Raw genomic sequence first — 18421 nt, forward strand, 5'->3', positions numbered from 1 at the left:
TAATGTCAGTTTGAAGAAATGTCAAATCTCAAATTATTTTATTTTCCTACAAACCAGATGTATGTGCTTCTTCGTATATAGAGTCGATGGTTGCAATTGCTAGTATATAAGTATAAATTATTGTTGATTTGTACAAGTTTAAAATAACTTTTGGTAGTTGTAAGTAATTGAAAAATAGTAAATACTCTAATACATAATTATAAATACCGTATGGCAAAAAAAATACTTTCTGTTTGTTTTTTAATGAGTTTTTTATCGGGTTGGGCTCAAGTCGGAATAGGTACCACTGCGCCTGAGGCATCGTTAGATATACGAGCAGCAAATCATTTAGGAGCAGTCACTGCAAAAGATGGTATTTTAATACCTCGAGTAGCTAATCTTAGTGTTAATGGATCTACAGATGGCCAGCTCATCTATTTAACAACATCAACAGCTTCATATTCTAAAGGATTTCATTATTGGGATTCTGGAGCAACCAGATGGATCCCATTAAATAGCACAGTTGAACCGTGGTATAAAGTTAATACAACAGAACCCGCAACTTCAAATACAGATGATATTTATATTATGGGTAAAGTGGGTATAGGATCGAGTAACCCTATTGAACATATTGAGATAAAACGTGAAGGTGATAATGACATGCAATTTACCAGCGCTAATGCTAATCCCCCTAATGTAATTTTCTACAATACGGGAGGAACGCTTGCAGCTCCAAAATTATTGAATGATGATCAGGAGATAGGATCTGTTGTTTTTAAAACATACGATGGTAGCTCGATTAATGAAGTAGGTGGTATACGTATGTTTATGGATGGAGCCCCTTCTCGTGGAAGTTTACCCACAAAAATTGTATTTAATACTACTCGTCAAGGTGCGGTTAATCAAACAGCAAATCCAGGTGCGATGACTATTAATAACGCAGGGAATGTGGGTATTGGAATAGCTGATCCAACGGCAAGATTACACATCACAAATTCGTTGAGATATGTTGATGCAACACCTGGTGATGATAACGGCAAAGTTCTTACTTCAGATGCTAATGGTAATGCGAGTTGGCAAGTTCCCGGAGCTAATTCTTCTAACTGGGCACTACAGGGGAACGCTATTACAGCAACAGATTTTTTAGGGACGACAAACTCACAACCACTTAATTTTAGAGTAAATAATGTGTCAGTGGGTAGTTTTAAAGTTGACAACTCCCTGCAACTAGGTAGAGAAGCTTCAAGTAATGCAGCTAACGCAACAGCAGTAGGTTTTCAAGCCAAAGCAACTGCATTAAATAGCTCAGCATTTGGCGCAGGAGCTTCTGCAACGGGAACTGGGTCTACAGCAATAGGTAAGAGTACTCTTGCTTCACAAAATAACTCTATAATACTGGGAGACCATAGCGATGACAACATTAGAGTAGGTATAGGTACAAATACGCCAACAGCTAAATTACAAGTTAATGGTACTTTACGCTACGTAGATGCAACACCAAGTGATGATAATGGAAAAGTTCTTACTTCAGATGCCAATGGTAATGCGAGTTGGCAGTTACCAGCTGTTACAGAAACTAGAGGAGTGCAGTATTATACATATGATATAGCGAGTATAGCTTCACCTGATTTAATTGAACTTAAAACCAATACTAGGATATCAAAATCAGGCGACTATAATGGAGATTTGGTTTACTCGTCAGCGTTTAATCCACCTACTGATGAGGATGGGTTTGTAGTAAAAATTACAGGGACTTATTTAGTCAAAAAATCTGGTAATTTCATATTTACACAGTCATCAGATGATGGTGTGCGAATTTATATTGATGATGTTTTAATATTGGATGACTGGAAAGATAGTAGTAGAGAAACTACTAGCTCCCCTGCAATTTTACTTTCAGCAGGAAAACATAAGTTTGATTTCTGGTATTATGAAAATGCAGGCGGACAATCATTTTCATTTTCTTGGGGGACAAACCCTGATGGAAATTCGGGTGTTATGAAAGCCAGTCAATTTACTGTAGAATAGTTTGCTTGTTGCGTATTTTATTCAGAATGTGTGAACAAATTATCTGTAAATAATCCATAAAGATAATTCGGTTAACATTTTTCAACATCGTACCTTTAAGCCCTCTTAAAAAAGAAAGCAAATTATGAGTACATACGACGTTGCAGTTATTGGTTCCGGTCCCGGAGGTTATGTGGCTGCCATTCGCTGCGCCCAGTTGGGTCTTAAAACAGCAATCATTGAGAAATATGCAACTATGGGCGGTACTTGCCTAAATGTAGGTTGTATTCCATCTAAAGCCTTATTAGATTCCTCACATCATTATGAAGATGCCATAAAGCATTTTGAGGAGCACGGTATAGAAATACCAGGTGAGGTTAAAATTAACTTAGAGAAAATGATGTCCCGTAAAGCATCGGTTGTAGATCAAACTACAAAAGGGATTGAATTTCTAATGAGCAAGAATGATATCGATACCTATCAAGGTGTAGGTAGTTTTAAAGATAAAACTCATATTAATATTGCTGTTGCAAACGGTGACGATATTACTATCGAAGCAAAGAATATTATAATTGCCACGGGTAGTAAGCCAGCGAGCCTGCCATTTATAGATATAGATAAAGAGCGAGTTATAACCTCTACCGAAGCTTTAAAACTTAAAGAAATACCTAAACATATGATCGTTATAGGCGGCGGTGTTATAGGTCTTGAACTGGGTCAAGTTTATAAACGATTAGGTTCTGAAGTAAGTGTTGTAGAATATATGGATCGTATAATACCTACAATGGATGCTGCACAAAGTAAAGAACTTACTAAAGTGATGAAGAAGCAGGGAATTAAATTTTTTGTATCTCATAAAGTAAGTGGTGTTATACGCAATGGGGATGAGGTTGTTGTAACGGCAACTGATAAAAAAGATAATGAAGTTGAGTTTAAAGGAGATTATGTCTTAGTTTCTGTAGGTCGTAAGCCATACACAGACGGTCTTAATCTTGATGCGGCTGGTCTTAATACTGATGAGCGTGGCAGAGTAGCTGTTAACGATCATTTGCAAACAAACGTAGCTAACATATACGCAATAGGCGATGTTGTTAAAGGTGCTATGCTTGCTCATAAAGCTGAAGAAGAAGGTGTTTTTGTAGCTGAAGCAATTGCGGGTCAAAAACCACATATCGATTACAACTTAATTCCTGGCGTGGTTTATACGTGGCCAGAAGTTGCATCTGTAGGTAAAACGGAAGAACAACTTAAAGAAAGTGGTATAGAATATAAATCTGGCCAATTTCCTATGCGTGCATTAGGACGCTCAAGAGCTTCTGGTGATATCGATGGGTTCGTAAAAATTCTTGCAGATAAAAAGACAGATGAGGTTTTAGGCGTTCATATGGTAGGTGCCCGTGTTGCAGATCTTATTGCAGAAGGGGTGACCGCAATGGAATTTAGAGCCAGTGCTGAAGATATTGCGCGTATGTCACATGCACATCCTACTTATGCAGAGGCAGTTAAAGAGGCTGCTCTCGCTGCTACCGAGGACCGTGCTCTTCACGTTTAAATTATTCTTAATATATAGATATAAAGCCTTCTCGATTAGAGAAGGCTTTTTTAGTTTACAAACTTTAGCATACTCTTCACATCATAGCGCCTGCTTTAATACGGCTAATATTTAAATTTAGCTTTAATATAATTTTTATGAAAGCAGTTGTTATTACCAAAGCTGGAGGGCCAGAAGTTTTAGAAATTAAAGAGTTTACAAGTAAGGAGCTTGGTCGAGAACAGGTGCGTTTGGCTGTAAAAGCAGCTGGAGTGAACCGAAGCGATATTCTTACACGTGAAAATCCTGATGCGTATGGTGGTGATGCTGAGGTAGCCACTATTCCAGGTTTAGAGGTAGCCGGTGTAATTACTGAAATAGGTTCTGAAGTTACAGCCTATACAGTGGGTGATCACATTTGCGCATTGGCTCCTGGTGGCGGGTATTCAACAGAATTATGCATTGATGCGCGGGTTTGCCTTCCTGTTCCTAAAGGGCTAGATTTTGTGGAAGCTGCATCCCTACCAGAAGTACTATTTACAGTATGGTTTAATATTTTTCAGCAAGCTCATATTAAAAAAGGAGAAGGTTTACTTATTCACGGCGGTACCAGCGGTATTGGTGTGATGGGTTTGCAAGTTGCACAAGCTTTAGGGATTTATACATTTACTACAGTGGGATCTCAGGAGAAGTTAGATTTTATAAAGGAGAACAGTTTTGGAAAAGTTATAAACTATAAGAAAACCGATTTTGAAAAGGAATTCAAAGACGAGAAAATTGATGTGATTCTTGATATGGTAGGTGGGGATTACACACAAAAAAATCTAAACTTATTAGCTAAGAACGGACGTCTGCAATATATTAACGGTATGAAAAGTCTGTCTCCTACAATTAATTTATGGACGGTTATGTCCAAGCAAATTAAGTTATCCGGAAGTTTACTTAAACCCCAAAGCAATGAAGTAAAAGCTAAAATTGCTTCAGAACTTTTAGAGAATGTCTGGCCTTTGATTGAAGAGCAAAGAATTAAACCTATAGTGTATAAAACCTTTAGATTACAGAATGCCGGTGAGGCTCATCAACTTATGGATAGCAGTGCACATATAGGTAAGATAGTATTAACGATTGAAGATTAATTTCTTGATGACTTCAGTTTTATTATGAGTATTCGTAAACATTATTCACTTGATTCATCAACTTTAAAACTTACACCTGAATTCGTAAACGAATTACTGACTTTAGATTTTTTGAAAATCGATACGGGAAAGTCTGGATTATTTTTTTCAGATTATACTTTAAAGCACTACTTAGAAAAAGAATACAAGTACGATATTAAAATTATAACAGACGAGCAAGATAGCTTACTGAATAAGTCTACGGGTGAGCGAAGAATGCTGCTTTTTAAATATCTAATAAATCAAAATCCCGATTTTTTGATTATAGATAATCCCTTTGATACACTTGATACACGTCACGTTAAGTTGCTGAAAGCTCAGCTTTGTGATTTATCTTTCCATACTACCATAGTACAGCTATACAGGCGCAAAGAAGATGTACTTCCATTTATTACTACTGAATTGAATATTGATTCTGAATATAAAATCAGTGCCAAAAAATCTTCCGAAGTTAGAGAGACGATAGCATCTTCTGAGTTATATGATGAATTTCCACAGTCTTTATCAAACTTCAATGTTATTCCGGAGTCATTAGTTAGGTTTGAAAATGTATCAGTTTCCTACGGGGAAAAATCCATTCTTAGAGCTATAAACTGGGAAATAAAAAAAGGTGAATCGTGGTATTTAAAGGGCCCCAACGGATCTGGTAAAACAACCCTTATTAATATGATAAGTGGGGATAATACTAAAGGATACGGTCAGAAGTTATATCTATTTGATAAACAAAAAGGGAGCGGAGAGAGTGTGTGGGACATAAAGCAGAAAATAGGACTCTTCACAACAAATCTCACAGAGCATTTTGATGGATCATCGACTGTAATTGAGATGATACTTTCTGGATTCTTTGATAGTGTTGGTTTAATTGATAAACCTAGCAATCTTCAGTCTAAAATAGCAGAACAATGGATTTCGTTGCTTTCCTTGTCAACTCAACGAAATACTCGATTTTCTACACTCATTGAATCTCAAAAAAGAATGATTCTTATTGCTCGGGCAATGATTAAACAGCCTCCGCTTTTAATTTTGGATGAACCCACTAGTTCATTAGATGATATAGGTGCAGAACGTGTGATAGCGCTAATTAAAAGAATTATAAATCAATCTAATACAGCATTAATCTACGTTTCTCACCGTCAAGAAAAAAACCTTATACTTGATTGCACTTTTGAGTTAATCGCAAATAAATCAGGTTCTTATGGAATTTGCTCAAAATCATTACTATAAATAATAATATAAGAAAATATATTAGTCACGAAAATTAACGTTTAATTCCAAAAAATGTCTTTCATTTGTTCGATATATCGGTCAAATGCATTATTTTGAGTTTAAATGTCATACTTTTGATGATAATTGGCCTAACTCTTATGATTGTTACGATCAAAACCCAACTTATTACCTAATATTTTAGACTATGTCTAAACCAAAATTTTTTAAAGACGATTTCCATTCGATCTTACGTGAAAATCCTTCCATATTCTCATGGATTACTAAGGAAGTAAACATTGGGTTTTATTATTCAAATTTGTCCAATCTTCACGATTTTATTGTAACTGAATCTATCTGGTCACAGCTCGATTATGAAGTGCCCTCTGAGGAAGATAAAGCAGATTTGTGGAGACATTCAGTTGGTATTTCAGGACGTACAAAAATTGATAAGCTAAAAGAATATATAGCGAGTGGGGAAAAATTACCAGAACCGGTAGAGAAATGTGAATTTACATTTCTTACACGTAACGGAGAGTTTTTAAATTGTGAGCCAGCGCATTTAATAATTGAAGACCCAAATAATATTAAGCATCTATTTATAAAATTTATTAAGCTAGATGATCAGGATAGTACCAATTCAAAAATTTCAAAGCGCTTAAAGAGTTTACAAAAGCTCAAGGAGATTTATGAAGAAACAAACGAACTCGCAAATGTAGGAGGTTGGGAAGTCGACTTAATCAAAAATGATATAAGTTGGACTAAGGTTACTAAAGCCATTCATTGTGTATCTGAAGATTATAAACCTAATTTAGAAACAGGAATTAACTTTTTTAAAGAAGGATGGAGTAGAGATCTTTTAATAAAACGGTTTACAAATTGTGTTGAGAATGGCGTCTCTTATGATGATGAATTCATTATTGTATTGGCAGATGGTTCTGAGAAGTGGGTAAGAAGTCTGGGTAAGGCCGAGATGTGGGAAGGTAGATGTATTCGTGTTTATGGAGCATTTCAAGATATAAACGATAGAAAGTTACAAGAAGAATCACATAAAAAAGCAGAGTTAAGATTTCAAAATATATATGAAAACTCTTCGCTAGGTATCATTTTGGTTAACCAAAGGAATAATCTGGAGATGGCTAACCCGGTTGCTCGTACGATTTTTGGATTAGAGAATTTACCGGAAAGCGAGGTGTTGACCTACACATTTAAAGATGTTATAAAGCCCGAATATTTACCTTTAGCTATTGAGAAACGCAAAGAACTACTTGCAGGAAACATAAGTAATTATAGTATCGATGTAGAATGTTATCATCATGATGGGAGATCAATCTGGTGTAGTTTAAAATCTTCACTAGTTAAAAATGAATCTGAGGATGATCATTTTATAATTACCCAGGTAGAAGATATAACTAATAAAAAGAGACTAGAGCGCAAATCACTTGAAAACGCCACACGTTTTAAACGTGTTTTTCAATACTCGCCTAATGGGATGGCGCTTGTAGACCTTAGAGGTAAGTGGCGTAATGTGAATAATAATCTAGCACAAATGCTGGGTTACACAAAGGAGGAAATAGTTAAACAAACTCTTGAGCAGCTAACCCATCCCGATGACAGATCAAATGATATTAATCTATTTACCCGTATAATTAATAAGGAGCTTGATACCTACCAGGTTGAAAAGAGATACATTCATAAAAGCGGTAGTATTGTCAACTGCTATCTAACTGTATCGGGTTTACGAAATGATCAGGGCGAAGTTTCTTCTCTTATTGGTCACGTCGTAGACATGACAGAACAAATTAGGGCTAAAATCGCACTAGAAGATAGTCTTGCTGATTTAAAAGCCCTATTAGATTCTACAACTCAGGTTATAATTATTGAAACAGATCTGGATAGAAATATTCGAAAATTTAATAAAGGTGCCGAAAATTTACTGGGTTACAAAGCGGAAGAAGTAATAGGAAAACAAAAGTCTGAAATCTTTCATTTAAAAGATGAAATTGATCAATACAGGTCAAAACTTCAGACAAAATATGGTGAATCTGTAAATACCAATGAGACCTTTTCGTTCAAGTTAAAAAAGAATCACCTTGAGTCGAATGAATGGACGTATGTCAAGAAAGATGGATCAAAATTTCCTGTACAGCTCGTTATAACTGCTATTCGAAATGAAGAGGGTGAGGTTAGAGGCTATCTGGGAGTAGCTACAGATATTACCAGCTTAAAAGTGATGGAAAATTCACTTTTAAAAGCAAAGAATAGAGCAGAAACCGCAAACAGATCTAAATCTGAATTCTTGGCAAATATGAGCCACGAAATCCGCACGCCACTCAATGGAGTTATAGGATTTACAGATTTATTAATGAAAACTTCTCTAGATGAAAACCAAAGTAGGTATATGGAAACCGTCTACTCATCTGCCATTACCTTACTTGATCTTATAAATGATATTCTTGACTTCTCAAAAATTGAAGCTGGGAAGCTTGAAATTAATGAGGAACCTACTAATCTTACCGAACTTTGCGGTCGTTCTGTAGAAATGATTAAGCAACAGGCGCATCAGAAAGATATTGAAGTTTTGCTTAATATATCTAGCAAGCTTGATAAATATGTGCTAGCAGATGGTTTAAGATTGCGACAGATAATCATAAATCTCTTAAGTAACGCAGTAAAATTCACACAGGCAGGTGAAATTGAGCTCAAAATTGAGCAGCGGGAATTTGATGAGTCTAAACAAAAAACAAATTATGAGTTTTTTATTAGAGATACCGGTATAGGAATTGCTCCTCAAAACCTTCAAAAAATCTTTAAAGCTTTTAACCAAGAAGATGCATCTACCACCAGAAAATATGGCGGCACGGGCTTAGGTCTTACCATAAGTAATAGACTTCTCGAGCTCATGGGAAGTAAGCTCAGCGTTAAAAGTACATTAGGGGTAGGTACCACGTTTTCATTCACAGTAGCACTTTCTAATGAGAACACTTTGCCTACAGATGGTAGTACAATCTCGAGCGTAAAGCGAATACTTGTTGTTGATGATAATGAAAATAATAGGGTGATTCTTAATGAGATGCTTCTTGACAGGAATATTGAATCACGCATGGTTCAAAATGGGATTGAAGCTCTCGATATTCTAGAAAACGATACAGATTTTGATTTGGCAATAATAGATTATCATATGCCTTATTTAAATGGAATCGAACTTATAAGACATATTAGAAATGAATTAAATATAGGTAAAGAAAAACTACCTATCTTATTACTACATAGCTCTGGAGAAGATCAGGTTCTAAATGAGCAGAGTGCAGGTCTCGATATCTTAAGTAAAATTGTTAAGCCGGTACAACGCCATCAATTATTTGAGTTTTTTGATGATTTTGAAAAAAGTGAACTTTCATCAGATGTTAATCTGGAAGTAGTTGAAGAGTTAGACCTCACAAATATTTCACCTACTATACTCATAGCCGAGGATAATCCTGTAAATAAGTTTTTGACGCGTACGATAGTAAAGAAAGTGTTACCTAATTCAATATTGATTGAAGTAGATAATGGCGCTGAAGCTGTTGACGCTTACAAGGATAATAGCATAGATTTTATTCTAATGGATATACAAATGCCTATTATGAGCGGTTTTGAAGCAACTAAAGCTATTAGAAAAATAGAAAGTAGTGACAAGCGGATCATAATAATTGCATTAACAGCAAGAGCTATAAAAGGAGAACGAGATCGTTGTCTTGCAAATGGTATGGATGATTACGTATCAAAACCAGTAGTCTTAGAAGATTTAAAACAGTGTATTTTAAAATTTTTGACAAAGCGTAGCTTTGAAATTATTTAGAGATTTATATAAATAATGACGGGAGTAACTAGGAATAAAAATGAAGTATTTTTTATAGGTGAAGATACTAATACGCAAGAGCGCTTTGAAAAATTAATGAATCCGGTTGAAAGTAAAGTGACTTATTTTTCAACGGGATTGGCAGCAATACAACACCTTAAAAGAAATAAATTACCCTCATTAATTATTATTGAAGAAAATGTTAAGCCTTTAGGTGCGTTACAAACGCTTAACTATTTCAACGATCAGTTTAAATACGACGGACAGGTATTTGTTGTTTCTGAAAACCAAGAACCTATTTATTCTGAGACAGCTGTTTATCGGGTGTTAAGTAATCAATTTAGTGCCGAAGACAAGATAAAATTAAAAGCAGTTATTAATTTTCCTGATGAATCTGTTGAACCTGCGGTAGGCGACTATTCATTAGCCTATTTAAGAAACTTATCTGAAGGAGATGAATCTTTTGTTGTAGAGAGTATCCGCATTTTTAATTATTCTGTCGGCGAGCGCATCATAGAGATGCAGTCTCTACTCCAGCAAAATGATTTTAAACAAATAGGGGATGTTGCGCATAACATTAAGCCTTCTTTCGAAATGCTCGAAAATAGTAGAGGTAAAGACTTTTGTGATCGATTAGCTCACCATGCAGAAAATGAAGAAGTGGGTAATTTGATTAAACTATTAGATATTGAATTCCGCACAATTCAGAATCATCTAAAAAGTGATTTACCAGAAATTTTTATAACTACCTAAATCGATTGACTAATTTTTCAACCAATACACATTATCTACAAGTAAAATATAGATTTCAAGTAGTTAATTTACAGTTGCTTGAACTATAAAATTGCTTATTATTCAAAAATAACATTAAATTAGCCATTATTATCAGTAATCATCTCTAGTAATTAGAACAGATAATGGGTGAGCGTATTCTTATAGTGGAAGACAATCCTATGGTGGCAAGTGCTTTAAATTTTAAGCTCTGCAAAGAAGGATATGATGTTATTGTTTGTAGTGATGGTACATCTGCTATAGAGCTGGTTAAGACCATACAGTTTAATCTTATTCTTATCGATCTGGTTTTACCCTTTACTTCAGGGATGAATGTTATTAAATGGGTGAAGACAGAGTTTCCTTTTCTTCCTGTAATCGTTTTATCTGCCGCCGCAGAAAAAAATATAATTACGCGTACTTACTTATTAGGCGCTTCAGATTTTATCGCTAAACCTTTTGACCCTTTGTTACTTTCTTCCAGCATAAGAGCCCGTTTAAAGTCAGCTTAAGACTTTTCTATAAACCTGTTGTCATACTTTAACTAAACCTTACAATCTAAAGGTTTAGCTGTCTGTACGATCCTCTCTAACTTTACACTTTATTTAAAATCAAAAATGATGAATAAAGTAATTAAATTAAAAAATAGACCCGTGGGTGCTCCTCAGAATTCAGATTTTGAATTTACTAAGGAAGATACCCCATCGCCAAAAGACGGAGAGCTTCTTCTTGAAGCACGTTATGTTTCTGTAGATCCATATCTACGTGGGCGTATGATGGATCAAAAGTCATATATAGAACCGTTTAAACTTAATGAACCTATAACATCTGGTATTGTTGCAGAAGTTATAGAGTCTAAAAATGAAAATTTTAAAAAAGGAGATTTCGTCAATGGAATGTTAGCTTGGAAAGAGCAACAAACTTCTAATGGCGAAGGTCTGAATAAAGTAGATGCAGATAAAGCTCCATTATCTGCCTATTTAGGTGTTCTGGGCTTAACTGGTTTGACCGCTTATTTTGGTCTTACAAAATTAGGTTTGCCTAAGGAGGGAGATACGTTAGTTGTTTCTGGTGCAGCAGGCGCGGTAGGAACTATAGTAGGTCAAATAGGGAAAATACACGGATGTAAAGTTATAGGTATTGCTGGTAGCGATGAAAAAGTAGAAATGCTTAAAAGTAAGTTTGGCTATGATGCAGCTATTAATTACAATACGACTGACGATATGACTTCTGCTATAGCAGAGGTTGCACCAGATGGTGTTGATGTATTTTTTGATAATGTAGGCGGAACAATCTTTGATGCAGTGCTGGCTAATATTGCACGCAATGCGCATGTAGTTCTTTGTGGTGCAATTGCAGATTATAATAAGACAGAAACACCTACAGGTCCTCGTGTAAACACAACTTTAATTAAAAATAGTGTTTCAATGAGTGGCTTTACTCTTGGAGATTTTCAATCACATTTTCAAGAAGGAATTCAGAAATTAGCAGGATGGCTCTCTGAAGGAAAACTTGAATATGAAGAGACCATAGTAGAAGGTTTTGACAATATTCCACAAGCATTCTTAGACCTTTTTGAAGGAAAGAATAAAGGTAAAATGGTAGTCAAAATATAATAAACAAACAGATTAATTGAACTCGGTAAGTTTTTTGATTTACCGAGTTTATTTTTCATCACCGTTTTTGCTTATCTTTGCAGGAATATGAAACAAGTTTCACATAAAATAATTGCAGGTGTTATGGCAATTGTAGTATTATTTACTACGATGTCATTTACTGTAAATATGCATTATTGTGGTAAAACGCTTGTTGATTATTCCCTTACAAATCATACCAATTCATGTGGTATGGACGTTAAGAGTGTCACTGCAGACTGTGATACGACAATTGATTTAAAGGGTTGCTGTTCAGATAAAAAGATCGTAGCTACTGGAAAGGATGACCTAAAACCGGTACATTATACTTTAGATTTAGATCAGCAATTTTTCGTTTCAACATTTGTTTATAGCTACTATGCACTACTTGCACCTGAGCAAATAGACAATTTATTCTATACTGATTATTCTCCGCCTAATCTCATTCGAGATATCCATATTCGCGATCAGGTTTTTATAATTTGATATTGATTTGAGAGTTATGTGCCTTTGCACATCTTAGTTTTTTTCGCATTTGCGAAAGAATTTTCTGTGTTATCTAAAATTTTTAGAACATACTTTTCTCATTCATTATCTATTAGATATGCTCAATAAAAGCATCAAATTTTTTATAGAAAATAAGCTTGTAGCAATCTTGTTACTTTCAATCTTTATTGGTTGGGGAGTGGCAACGGCACCTTTCAATTGGGATACAGGCTTTATACCACGCAGTCCTGTAGCCGTAGATGCTATACCAGATATAGGTGAAAATCAACAAATAGTTTTTACAAAGTGGGACGGGAGGTCGCCTCAAGATATAGAGGATCAGATTAGTTACCCGTTAACATCGGCTATGTTAGGTATTCCGGGAGTTAAAACGATACGTAGTTCTTCAATGTTTGGCTTTTCAAGTATCTACATCATTTTTGAAGAAGACATCGAGTTTTACTGGAGTCGTAGTCGCATTTTAGAAAAACTAAATTCTTTACCTGCTACATTACTTCCTGAAGGTGTTAATCCTACATTAGGACCAGATGCCACTGGTTTAGGTCAGATTTATTGGTATACGCTAGAAGGACGTGATGAAGAAGGAAATGTCACCGGCGGGTGGGATTTACAAGAATTACGAAGTATTCAAGATTATTACGTAAAATACGGTCTTGCCTCAGCAGGAGGTGTTTCAGAAGTTGCATCTATAGGAGGATACGTTCAGGAATATCAAATAGACGTAAATCCCGAACTGCTTAGACAATACAATCTAGATTTGAGTGCTCTTGTAACTGCTGTTAAAGAAAGTAATAGAGATATAGGAGCGCAAACTTTAGAAATTAATAAAGCTGAATATCTCGTGCGTGGTCTCGGTTATATTAAATCTGTAGCAGATATAGAAAATGCAGTTGTTACTGCATCAAACTACACTGCTATACGGGTTAAAGATATTGCTCACGTTTCGTTAGGACCAGCTCCGCGTAGAGGTATTTTAGATAAAGAAGGAGCCGAGGTTGTGGGCGGTGTCGTAGTTGCCCGATATGGCGCAAACCCGATGGAAGTGATTACCAATGTAAAAAATAAAATCACCGAAATTAGTGGAGGCCTACCCTCTAAATTATTACCAGATGGTACTAAATCGCAATTAACAATCGTACCATTTTATGATCGCACACAGCTTATAAATGAAACCCTTCATACGCTAGATGAAGCGTTAACAATGGAGATACTTATTACCATTCTCGTAATCATTGTAATGCTATTTAATTTAAGAGCTTCCGTGTTAATTTCCGGATTATTACCTGTAGCCGTTTTAATGGTTTTTATAGCAATGAAACTTTTTGATGTTGATGCAAATATTGTGGCTTTATCGGGTATAGCTATAGCCATAGGTACTATGGTTGACGTTGGTGTTATTTTGACCGAAAATATGATACGCCATCTCGATGACAACAACAAGCAAGCTAAAAAATTAGCGCTTAATACCGTAATTTATAATGCTACCTCAGAGGTTTCGGGAGCAATTGTTACCGCTGTTTTAACCACGATTATAAGTTTTATTCCTGTTTTTACACTCATAGGTGCAGAAGGTAAATTATTTAGACCACTTGCATTTACAAAAACAGCTGCTCTCACCGCTTCGCTGGTTATTGCTTTATTTATAATTCCACCTTTTGCTGCTTTAATTTTCCGTAGAAAAAGCTTTAAAAAGTCTACAAAACTGACTTTTAGATTAGGTCTAACTGTAGTGGGATTAATAACAATAGTGTATGGAAATTGGCTTGGGCTGGTCTTAATCGCATTTGGAATAATAGCGCTTTTACGATATGCAAATAGATTGCCTTTTAATGGTTTTCCGCAAGCGGAAGGAATTATCTCAATTATCACAATTGCTTTTTTATTGGCAACCTATTGGAGACCATTAGGTTTTGATAGAAGTATAGTCATCAATCTTGTTTTTGTAACTCTCCTCTGCGGAATCTTTTTTGGAGTTTTCTGGATTCTAAAACATTTCTATGAGCGTATTTTAAGTTGGGCTTTAGCGAATAGAATTCTATTCTTAGCCATACCTACAGCCTTATTGATTTGTGGAGGTCTTATACTTTCAAATACTGGAAAAGAATTTATGCCTTCATTAAATGAAGGTACATTTTTACTGATGCCTTCATCGTTACCTCACGCTGGTGTAGAGGAAAATAAACGCGTATTGCAGCAATTGGATATGGCTGTCGCCAGTATTCCAGAAGTACAGACGGTGGTGGGCAAGGCGGGTCGTACAGAATCTGCTTTAGATCCTGCGCCGCTATCTATGTATGAAAATATCGTACAATATAAACCAGAATATTTACTGAATAGTGATGGAAAGAAACAGCGCTATAAGGTTAACAATAATGGAGATTTTGTTTTAAAAGCAGGTGGTGCTGTTTCCAATCCAAATAATACTTCTAGAGCGGGTAATGATCTCAAAGAAAACATAATTTCTGCAGATCAATTAATACCCGATTCTAGTGGGGAGTACTATCGTAGTTGGCGGCCCCAAATTAAGTCTGCTGATGATATTTGGAATGAGATTGCACGGGTCTCAAAATTGCCGGGTATAACTTCAGCACCAAAACTACAACCTATCGAAACCAGATTAGTGATGTTGCAGACGGGGATGCGCGCACCTATGGGAATTAAAGTTAAAGGCTCAAATCTGAAAGAAATTGAAGCTTTTGGTTTGCAATTGGAAGAAATTTTAAAACAAGCTCCGGGAGTAAAGCGTGAAGCTGTTTTTGCTGATCGCATCGTAGGCAAACCTTATTTACTTATTGATATTGAACGGGAAAAATTAATACGCTACGGGATCTCTATTCAAACTGTACAACAAATTCTTGAAGTTGCTGTAGGAGGTATGCCGCTTACGCAAACAGTTGAGGGTAGAGAACGTTATATGGTGCGCGTGCGTTATCCCAGAGAGCTAAGAGAAAACCCTGAAGATTTAAAGAATATCTATGTGCCGGTAAGTAGTGGCAGCCCGGTGCCTTTAAACGAACTTGTTCAAATACGATATGAGCAAGGACCACAGGTTATAAAAAGTGAAGATACTTTTCTTATAGGTTATGTATTATTCGATAAACTTGATGGTTATGCTGAAGTAGACGTCGTTGAAGATGCACAAGCTATAATAGCTTCAAAAATTGATTCTGGAGAATTAATTGTACCGCAAGGAATCAGCTATCGATTTACGGGAACTTATGAGAATCAATTAAGGGCAGAAAAAACACTTTCGGTAGTTATACCACTAGCGCTGCTCATAATTTTCTTGATTCTTTATTTTCAGTTTAAATCTGTAAGCACCTCGTTGATGGTTTTTACAGGCATTGCTGTGGCTTTTGCGGGAGGTTTTATTATGCTGTGGTTATATGGTCAAGATTGGTTTTTAAATTTTAATTTCTTTGGTGAGAATCTACGTTATCTATTCAATATAAAGACGGTAAACCTGAGTGTGGCGGTTTGGGTAGGTTTTATTGCACTTTTTGGAATTGCAACAGATGATGGTGTGGTTATGGCAACTTATCTCACTCAAACTTTTGATAAAACCAAAACCAATACTAAACAGCAGATACGCCTTGCAACCTTAAAAGCGGCGGGCAAACGTATTAGACCTTGTCTAATGACTACGGTTACAACGGTGCTCGCTTTATTGCCAGTACTAACTTCTACTGGGCGCGGGAGTGATATTATGATTCCGATGGCTATACCTGTTTTTGGAGGTATGATAATAGATATAACTTCTTATTTCATAGTTCCTGTGTTGTATAGTTGGAAGAAAGAATATGAATTGAAAAAGGCCATTAAAATTGAAGATCAATCGGGTGGCTCCTTATAAAATTATTAAAATGATTATACAACCTATTAGGTATTGGCAATTTGTGTTTGCGATAATTTTATTTAGTGCAAATGCTGTGAAAGTTTATTCTCAAGACTTAGCGAGTTACATTGAAGTTGCTGAAGAAAACAACACTGCTATTCAAGCATTTGATTTGAATTATGAGATCGCAAAAGAGAAAATAAATGAAGTTGGCGGACTTCCCGATACAGAAATTAGCGCGGCATACTTTGTAAGTACGCCAGAAACTCGAGTAGGTAGTCAACGAGCTCGGTTTTCTGTTAAACAGATGATCCCGTGGTTTGGTACTATTGCTGCACGTGAAAATTATCAAAATGCTTTAGCAAATACCGAGTATGTGAATTATGTTATTGCTAAACGAAAATTGAGATTAGAAGTAGCTCAAAAATATTACGAGTTATACCAGATACAGGCTACGAAAAAGATTGTGGATGAGAGCTTAGACTTACTTTCAAAATATGAAGAGCTAGCACTTAATGCAGTTGAAGTAGGAACGGCATCAGCGGTAGATTTTTTAAAAATTCAAATTCGTCAAAATGATTTACATGCGCAGTTAGCATTGTTAGATGAAGATTTGAAAGCTGCAAAAATTCAGTTTAATGCACTGCTAAATATCGAGGTAGAGTCTGCAGTGCAAGTTGCAGATAGTTTGTATTTGCCTGAAGAAGATTTTGAAAGTACGATAACCGATATATCAAGCAATTATGAAATTCTTAATTATGATAAACTGGCAGAAAGTATTATCCAGGAAGAGCTCCTCAATCAACGTGATGCTGCACCTAAAATAGGATTAGGACTTGACTATTTGCCGGTATCGGAGCGTACAGATATGGTGGTTGAGAATAACGGAAAAGATATTATTATGCCTATGATCTCGGTGTCTGTACCATTATTTACCTCAAAGTATAAATCGATAAGTAGGCAAAATGAAATTAAACAAGCCACTATAAATGCTCAAAAAAGTGATCGTTTAAATTTGTTAAAAGGGATGTATGCAGATGCGATACGAATTAGAAATTCTGCACGAATAGATTTTCTCAAAGAAGCAGAGAATTTAAAACAAGCTCGTAATGCTGAAGAAATTTTACTAAAAAATTATGAAACCGGAACTATAGATTTTAATGAAATTTTGGATATTCAAGAGTTGCAATTACGGTTTAATAGAAATCAAGTTGACGCCATAATGCGTTATTATAAACAAGTTGCTATAATTAATTATTTAACCTCAAAATAAAACAGACTATGAAAAATACAATCAAATTAGTAAGCATTGCTGCTATCGCTTTATCTATAACTTCATGTGGTAATGATAAAAAAAATGAAACTGAGAATGACTCTTTGGAGCCGGTTGTTTCAGTAGAAAATGAAGTAGCTAATGAGCCTATGGGTAATGCGGGACAAAATGAGTTGGAAACCTCCAACAGATCTACCGAAATGAGAATTGACAAAGCAACTCTTTCTTTTAAAAATTCGGCTTCTAATGGGGTTTGGGATGCGTATAATGCAGTGCGTGTAGCTCTTATAGCTTCAGATGCAGAAAAGACTAAACAGCAAGCGGCAAATCTGGCTATAATTTTTGATGAAAGTAACGCAAAACTAAAATCTGCAGCAGAGGCAATTGCTACTACAGAAGATTTAGAAGCACAGCGCAAAGCATTTTCGCAATTTTCAAATGCGGTACAGACATACTTTAGAAAAAATATAAGTGCCGGAACCTTATATAAACAGCACTGTCCTATGGCATTAAATGGTAAGGGAGCAGACTGGTTATCTAATGAAAGTAGCATTCAAAACCCTTACTACGGAGATAAAATGATGAATTGTGGTTCTGTAACCGCGACGATAACTAAATAAAGTTATAATTAAATAATACAGTTATAGAGCTGTACAGAAAATGGA

12 protein-coding genes are annotated in these 18421 nt (G+C 35.6%); all 12 read left to right on the forward strand.

All coding sequences use genetic code 11. The features are described 5' to 3' along the window. The first annotated feature begins 210 nt into the window (after window positions 1-210). The 12 genes from ABVM53_RS12265 (at window position 211) to ABVM53_RS12320 (ending at window position 18376) form a co-directional block, all read left to right on the forward strand. Window positions 211-2007, forward strand: coding sequence for a PA14 domain-containing protein (locus tag ABVM53_RS12265; protein WP_405326444.1), 1797 nt, complete (start codon window positions 211-213; stop codon window positions 2005-2007). Between the two features lie 124 nt (window positions 2008-2131). Then, a complete protein-coding gene (gene lpdA, locus ABVM53_RS12270; RefSeq protein WP_405326447.1) occupies window positions 2132-3538 on the forward strand; it encodes a dihydrolipoyl dehydrogenase in 1407 nt (468 codons plus the stop codon). 137 nt (window positions 3539-3675) lie between these two features. Then, on the forward strand, window positions 3676-4653 hold the full coding sequence (locus tag ABVM53_RS12275) for an NAD(P)H-quinone oxidoreductase (protein ID WP_405326450.1): 978 nt from the start codon (window positions 3676-3678) through the stop codon (window positions 4651-4653). Window positions 4654-4677: 24 nt separating this feature from the next. After that, window positions 4678-5916, forward strand: coding sequence for an ABC transporter ATP-binding protein (locus ABVM53_RS12280; RefSeq protein WP_405326453.1), 1239 nt, complete (start codon window positions 4678-4680; stop codon window positions 5914-5916). Between the two features lie 187 nt (window positions 5917-6103). Further along, window positions 6104-9736, forward strand: coding sequence for a PAS domain S-box protein (locus tag ABVM53_RS12285; RefSeq protein ID WP_405326456.1), 3633 nt, complete (start codon window positions 6104-6106; stop codon window positions 9734-9736). Window positions 9737-9751: 15 nt separating this feature from the next. Then, complete coding sequence (locus ABVM53_RS12290) at window positions 9752-10489, forward strand: Hpt domain-containing protein (RefSeq protein ID WP_405326459.1); 738 nt, start codon at window positions 9752-9754, stop codon at window positions 10487-10489. A gap of 164 nt (window positions 10490-10653) precedes the next feature. Next, entirely contained in the window at window positions 10654-11019 is a 366-nt protein-coding gene (locus ABVM53_RS12295) for a response regulator transcription factor (protein ID WP_128757347.1), read from the forward strand. 108 nt (window positions 11020-11127) lie between these two features. Beyond that, window positions 11128-12123, forward strand: a complete 996-nt coding sequence (locus tag ABVM53_RS12300) for an NADP-dependent oxidoreductase (protein ID WP_405326462.1) — start codon at window positions 11128-11130, stop codon at window positions 12121-12123. A gap of 87 nt (window positions 12124-12210) precedes the next feature. Further along, window positions 12211-12627 (forward strand): HYC_CC_PP family protein, encoded by a 417-nt coding sequence (locus ABVM53_RS12305; protein ID WP_405326465.1) that lies wholly within the window; start codon window positions 12211-12213, stop codon window positions 12625-12627. A 118-nt stretch (window positions 12628-12745) separates the two neighbouring features. Next, window positions 12746-16501, forward strand: a complete 3756-nt coding sequence (locus ABVM53_RS12310; RefSeq protein ID WP_405326467.1) for an efflux RND transporter permease subunit — start codon at window positions 12746-12748, stop codon at window positions 16499-16501. Between the two features lie 10 nt (window positions 16502-16511). Next, window positions 16512-17756: a TolC family protein gene (locus ABVM53_RS12315; RefSeq protein WP_405326470.1), complete on the forward strand. Its 1245-nt coding sequence runs from the start codon at window positions 16512-16514 to the stop codon at window positions 17754-17756. Between the two features lie 8 nt (window positions 17757-17764). Next, entirely contained in the window at window positions 17765-18376 is a 612-nt protein-coding gene (locus ABVM53_RS12320; RefSeq protein ID WP_405326473.1) for a DUF3347 domain-containing protein, read from the forward strand. The last annotated feature ends 45 nt before the right edge of the window (window positions 18377-18421 follow it).

The sequence above is a fragment of the Leeuwenhoekiella sp. LLG6367-2.1 genome, from assembly GCF_045055775.1.
GTDB lineage: Bacteria > Bacteroidota > Bacteroidia > Flavobacteriales > Flavobacteriaceae > Leeuwenhoekiella > Leeuwenhoekiella aequorea.

Coding starts and splice junctions, on each gene's coding strand:
- ABVM53_RS12265 (WP_405326444.1), top strand. CDS start 211: ATGGCAAAAAAAATACTTTCTGTTTGTTTTTTAATGAGTTTTTTATCG.
- lpdA (WP_405326447.1), top strand. CDS start 2,132: ATGAGTACATACGACGTTGCAGTTATTGGTTCCGGTCCCGGAGGTTAT.
- ABVM53_RS12275 (WP_405326450.1), top strand. CDS start 3,676: ATGAAAGCAGTTGTTATTACCAAAGCTGGAGGGCCAGAAGTTTTAGAA.
- ABVM53_RS12280 (WP_405326453.1), top strand. CDS start 4,678: ATGAGTATTCGTAAACATTATTCACTTGATTCATCAACTTTAAAACTT.
- ABVM53_RS12285 (WP_405326456.1), top strand. CDS start 6,104: ATGTCTAAACCAAAATTTTTTAAAGACGATTTCCATTCGATCTTACGT.
- ABVM53_RS12290 (WP_405326459.1), top strand. CDS start 9,752: ATGACGGGAGTAACTAGGAATAAAAATGAAGTATTTTTTATAGGTGAA.
- ABVM53_RS12295 (WP_128757347.1), top strand. CDS start 10,654: ATGGGTGAGCGTATTCTTATAGTGGAAGACAATCCTATGGTGGCAAGT.
- ABVM53_RS12300 (WP_405326462.1), top strand. CDS start 11,128: ATGAATAAAGTAATTAAATTAAAAAATAGACCCGTGGGTGCTCCTCAG.
- ABVM53_RS12305 (WP_405326465.1), top strand. CDS start 12,211: ATGAAACAAGTTTCACATAAAATAATTGCAGGTGTTATGGCAATTGTA.
- ABVM53_RS12310 (WP_405326467.1), top strand. CDS start 12,746: ATGCTCAATAAAAGCATCAAATTTTTTATAGAAAATAAGCTTGTAGCA.
- ABVM53_RS12315 (WP_405326470.1), top strand. CDS start 16,512: ATGATTATACAACCTATTAGGTATTGGCAATTTGTGTTTGCGATAATT.
- ABVM53_RS12320 (WP_405326473.1), top strand. CDS start 17,765: ATGAAAAATACAATCAAATTAGTAAGCATTGCTGCTATCGCTTTATCT.